This window comes from Arthrobacter sp. TB 26 (assembly GCF_000427315.1).
GTDB lineage: Bacteria > Actinomycetota > Actinomycetes > Actinomycetales > Micrococcaceae > Arthrobacter.
The window spans coordinates 1-3,402 of record NZ_AUPJ01000301.1 but is presented as its reverse complement, the minus strand read 5'-3'; the positions used below and the strand labels follow the sequence as shown (position 1 = coordinate 3,402).

The 3,402-nt window shown below is 69.8% G+C and carries 3 protein-coding genes, 1 pseudogene and 1 riboswitch; all 4 genes and pseudogenes read left to right on the top strand.

Annotation, left to right across the window (positions count from 1 at the left end; genetic code table 11):
• Nucleotides 1–255 (top strand): annotated as a pseudogene (locus tag K789_RS0110885) (methionyl-tRNA formyltransferase); the annotation flags it as partial.
• A complete protein-coding gene (locus K789_RS0110880) occupies nucleotides 252–1,883 on the top strand; it encodes an RsmB/NOP family class I SAM-dependent RNA methyltransferase (protein ID WP_024366788.1) in 1,632 nt (543 codons plus the stop codon). The pseudogene K789_RS0110885 and the gene K789_RS0110880, both read left to right, overlap by 4 nt.
• 75 nt (nucleotides 1,884–1,958) lie before the next feature.
• Nucleotides 1,959–2,615, top strand: coding sequence for a ribulose-phosphate 3-epimerase (gene rpe / locus K789_RS0110875; RefSeq protein ID WP_024366787.1), 657 nt, complete (start codon nucleotides 1,959–1,961; stop codon nucleotides 2,613–2,615).
• Nucleotides 2,616–2,722: 107 nt separating this feature from the next.
• A riboswitch (FMN riboswitch) is annotated at nucleotides 2,723–2,873 on the top strand.
• 156 nt (nucleotides 2,874–3,029) lie between these two features.
• A partial coding sequence (locus tag K789_RS22875) for a deaminase (protein ID WP_035739559.1) occupies nucleotides 3,030–3,402 on the top strand: 373 nt, incomplete at its 3' end.

Below are 3,402 nucleotides of genomic sequence, written 5' to 3'. Positions count from 1 at the left end.
CGCGGGGTCACCCCTGAGCCAGGGGCGTGGACCACCCTCGAGGGCCAGCGGATCAAGCTGGAGCCGGTGATCCTGCGGCCCGGGGGACCGGCGCTGCAACCGGGTCAGCTGGTACTGGAGGGCAGGAGCGTGCTGGTGGGAACCGGCTCACATCCGGTCGAACTCACCCGGATCCAGCCCTCGGGCAAGAAAATGATGACCGCCGCCGACTGGGCGCGCGGACAGGCAACACTTGAAAGCGTGGTATTCGAATGAGTGAGTCCGGGACGAGCGGCCGGGGCAATGGCCCCCAGCGCGGCGGATCAGGCGGCCAGCGCGGCGGATCAGGCGGCCAGAGCGCCGGACAGGGTGGCGGCCAAAGCGGCCGCGGCCGGGACGGAAGCAACCGGAACGCGCAGGGCCGGGAGCGCAACCGCGGGCCCCAGCGCGGGTTCACCGAGAACGCGCCTTCCCAGCGCACCCGTCGGGCCGATCCTGCCCGTCTCGTTGCTTTCGAAGTCCTGCGCGCCGTCGCGGCCGAGGACGCGTACGCCAACCTCGTCCTGCCCGCCCGGATCCGCCACCACGGCCTGGACAAGCGCGACGCCGGCTTCGCCACGGAGCTCAGCTACGGGGCACTGCGCGGCCAGGGCACCTACGACGCGATCCTGGCCCGCTGCGTGGACCGGCCCCTGGACCAGCTGGACCCGGCCATCCTCGACGCGCTGAGGATCGGCGCGCACCAGCTGCTGGCCATGCGCGTCCCCGCCCACGCCGCCCTGGACCAGACCGTCGGCCTGGCCCGCGCCGTGATTGGCGCCGGGCCTTCCACGCTCATCAACGCCGTGTTGCGCAAGGTGTCCGCCCGCACCCTCGAGGAGTGGCTGGACCTCCTGCTCAGCGACGAGACGGACGAAACCAAAAAAGCCGCCATCCGCTACGCGCACCCTGAGTGGATTGTCCGCGCCCTCCGGCAGTCCCTGGTGGCCCACGGGCGCCCGGTCAGCGAAATCAGCGACCTCCTCGAAGCTGACAACGCCGCACCCGTGGTCAACCTCGTGGCACTGCCCGGGCTCGGCAGCCTGGACGAAGCCCTGGAAGGCGGTGCCACACCCGGCGAACTCGTTGAAGGCTCGGCGCTCTCCAGCGGAGGAGACCTCGGCCGGCTCGCTTCCGTCCGCGAAGGCACCACCCGCGTCCAGGACGTCGGCTCCCAGCTCGTCGCCCGCGCCATGGCTGCTGTCGACCTTGGCGGCAGTGCCAAGGTCACTGACGGTGCCGGCGGCGCCGGCACGGAACCGGCAGCTGAACGCTGGCTGGATATGTGCGCCGGCCCCGGCGGCAAGGCGGCCCTGCTCGGCGCCCTCGCCCGGGAACACGGCGCCACCCTGCTGGCCAACGAACCCGCACCGCACCGCGCCAAACTGGTCCGGCAGGCCCTCGCCGCGGTGCCGCACGAGGTCTGGCACGTGCGGACCGGCGACGGCCGCGAGGTGGGCACCGAGATGCCGGAGAGTTTCGACCGTGTTCTCGTCGATGCGCCCTGCACCGGGCTCGGCGCCCTGCGCCGCCGTCCGGAGTCACGCTGGCGCCGCACTCCCAAGGACCTCACGGACCTTGGCCCGCTGCAGCGCGAGCTGCTCAAGTCCGCGCTGGCGGCCGTGAAGCCCGGCGGCGTGGTGGCCTACGTGACCTGCTCGCCGCACCCGGCGGAGACAACCGCCGTCGTGAGCGATGTGCTGCGCAAACGCGACGACCTTGAACTGCTCGACGCCGGTGCGGTGCTGGACAGTGTCAGCCTCACCGGCCACCTCGACGCGGGACACGAGCTCACCGCCCAGCTCTGGCCGCATGTGCACCGCACAGACGCCATGTTCCTGGCGCTCATCCACAAAAAGGCCTGACCCACAGGGAATACTGGGTCACTGGACGCCCGCGCCTTCAACAGGACATCTCAGCAGAACGACAAGGAATTCCACATGGCCAAGTGCTGTATCAACCCGAGCATTCTCTCCGCCGACTTCGCCAACCTCGAAGCGGAGCTGCAGAGAATCAGCAACGCCGATGCGGTGCACGTGGACGTCATGGACAACCACTTCGTCCCCAACCTGTCGCTGGGGTTGCCGGTGGTTGCGCGCCTGCAGGAGATCAGCCCGGTGCCGTTGGACGCGCACCTCATGATCGAGCACGCGGACCGCTGGGCCCCGGCCTACGCCGACGCGGGTGTCGCCTCCGTGACGTTCCACGCCGAGGCGTCGATCGCGCCGATCAAGCTCGCGCGCGAGCTCCGGGCCCGCGGTGCCAAGGCAGGCTTGGCGCTCCGGCCGGGCAGCGGCGTGGAGCCCTTCCTGGACATGCTCGGTGAACTGGACGTGCTGCTGATCATGACCGTGGAGCCGGGCTTCGGTGGCCAGGAATTCCTTGACCTCACGCTTCCCAAGATCCGCCGGGCCCGCGCCGCCATCGACGCCTCCGGGCTCGACGTGGCACTGCAGGTCGACGGCGGCATCACCGAAGACACCATCTGGCGTGCCGCGGACGCCGGGGCCAACGTCTTCGTGGCCGGGTCCGCCGTCTACGGTGCCGGGGATCCGGCCGAGGCCATCGAACGGCTTCGCGCCGCCGGCCAGCGCTAGTCGCGCTGGGCGGCCTGCACCGCAGGGCAAAAATGACGCACTCCGTAACATCCTGACCCGGGGAATAGCCAAAGCTACCCGTCGGTTGTGCCAGAATAGCAAGACACATACGTGCTCCGGGGTCGGTGTAAGTCCGAACCGGCGGTTATAGTCCGCGACCCGCGAGCCGGCGCTTCCCTCGGGAAGAATGCCGGCAGACGGTTGAACCGGTGGAACTCCGGTACCGACAGTTAAAGTCTGGATGAGAGAAGCACGTACAGCTGTTACTGCGGCGCCCTTTCGGCGCCGCGGAAGTTCGCTGTCGTATACCCCCGGAGCCATCGCGGCTTTTGAGGGAAGGAACGACACTCACATGCACTCTCTGCGATGGCTCTTCACCACCACCATGGTTTTCGAAAGCCCGGTGGCAGGTTGATGAGCGTTAAGCACTCCACCTACGAAGCGGCAGATGACGCCGCGGCCCTGACGGTGGCCGGTTTCAGCACAGCCGAGGTCGCCGCCATGGACGCCGCCCTCGCAGCCGCCCTCCGGGGGCCGCGCGGCGCGAACCCGCTGGTTGGCGCCGTCGTCATCGCCGCTGACGGCACCCCGATCGTCACGGGCTACCACCGTGGGGCCGGCACCGCGCACGCGGAAGCCGACGCCATTGACCAGGCCAGGGCCGCCGGGCGGGACCTCAGCGGCACCACCATGGTGGTCACGCTGGAACCGTGCAACCACTGCGGACGCACCGGTCCCTGCGCGCAGGCGATCATCGAGGCCGGCATTGCCGACGTCGTCTACGCGG

What these genes read in the sequence shown, in the direction of transcription:
- K789_RS0110880 (WP_024366788.1), top strand. Translation starts at nt 252, where the DNA reads ATGAGTGAGTCCGGGACGAGCGGCCGGGGCAATGGCCCCCAGCGCGGC.
- rpe (WP_024366787.1), top strand. Translation starts at nt 1,959, where the DNA reads ATGGCCAAGTGCTGTATCAACCCGAGCATTCTCTCCGCCGACTTCGCC.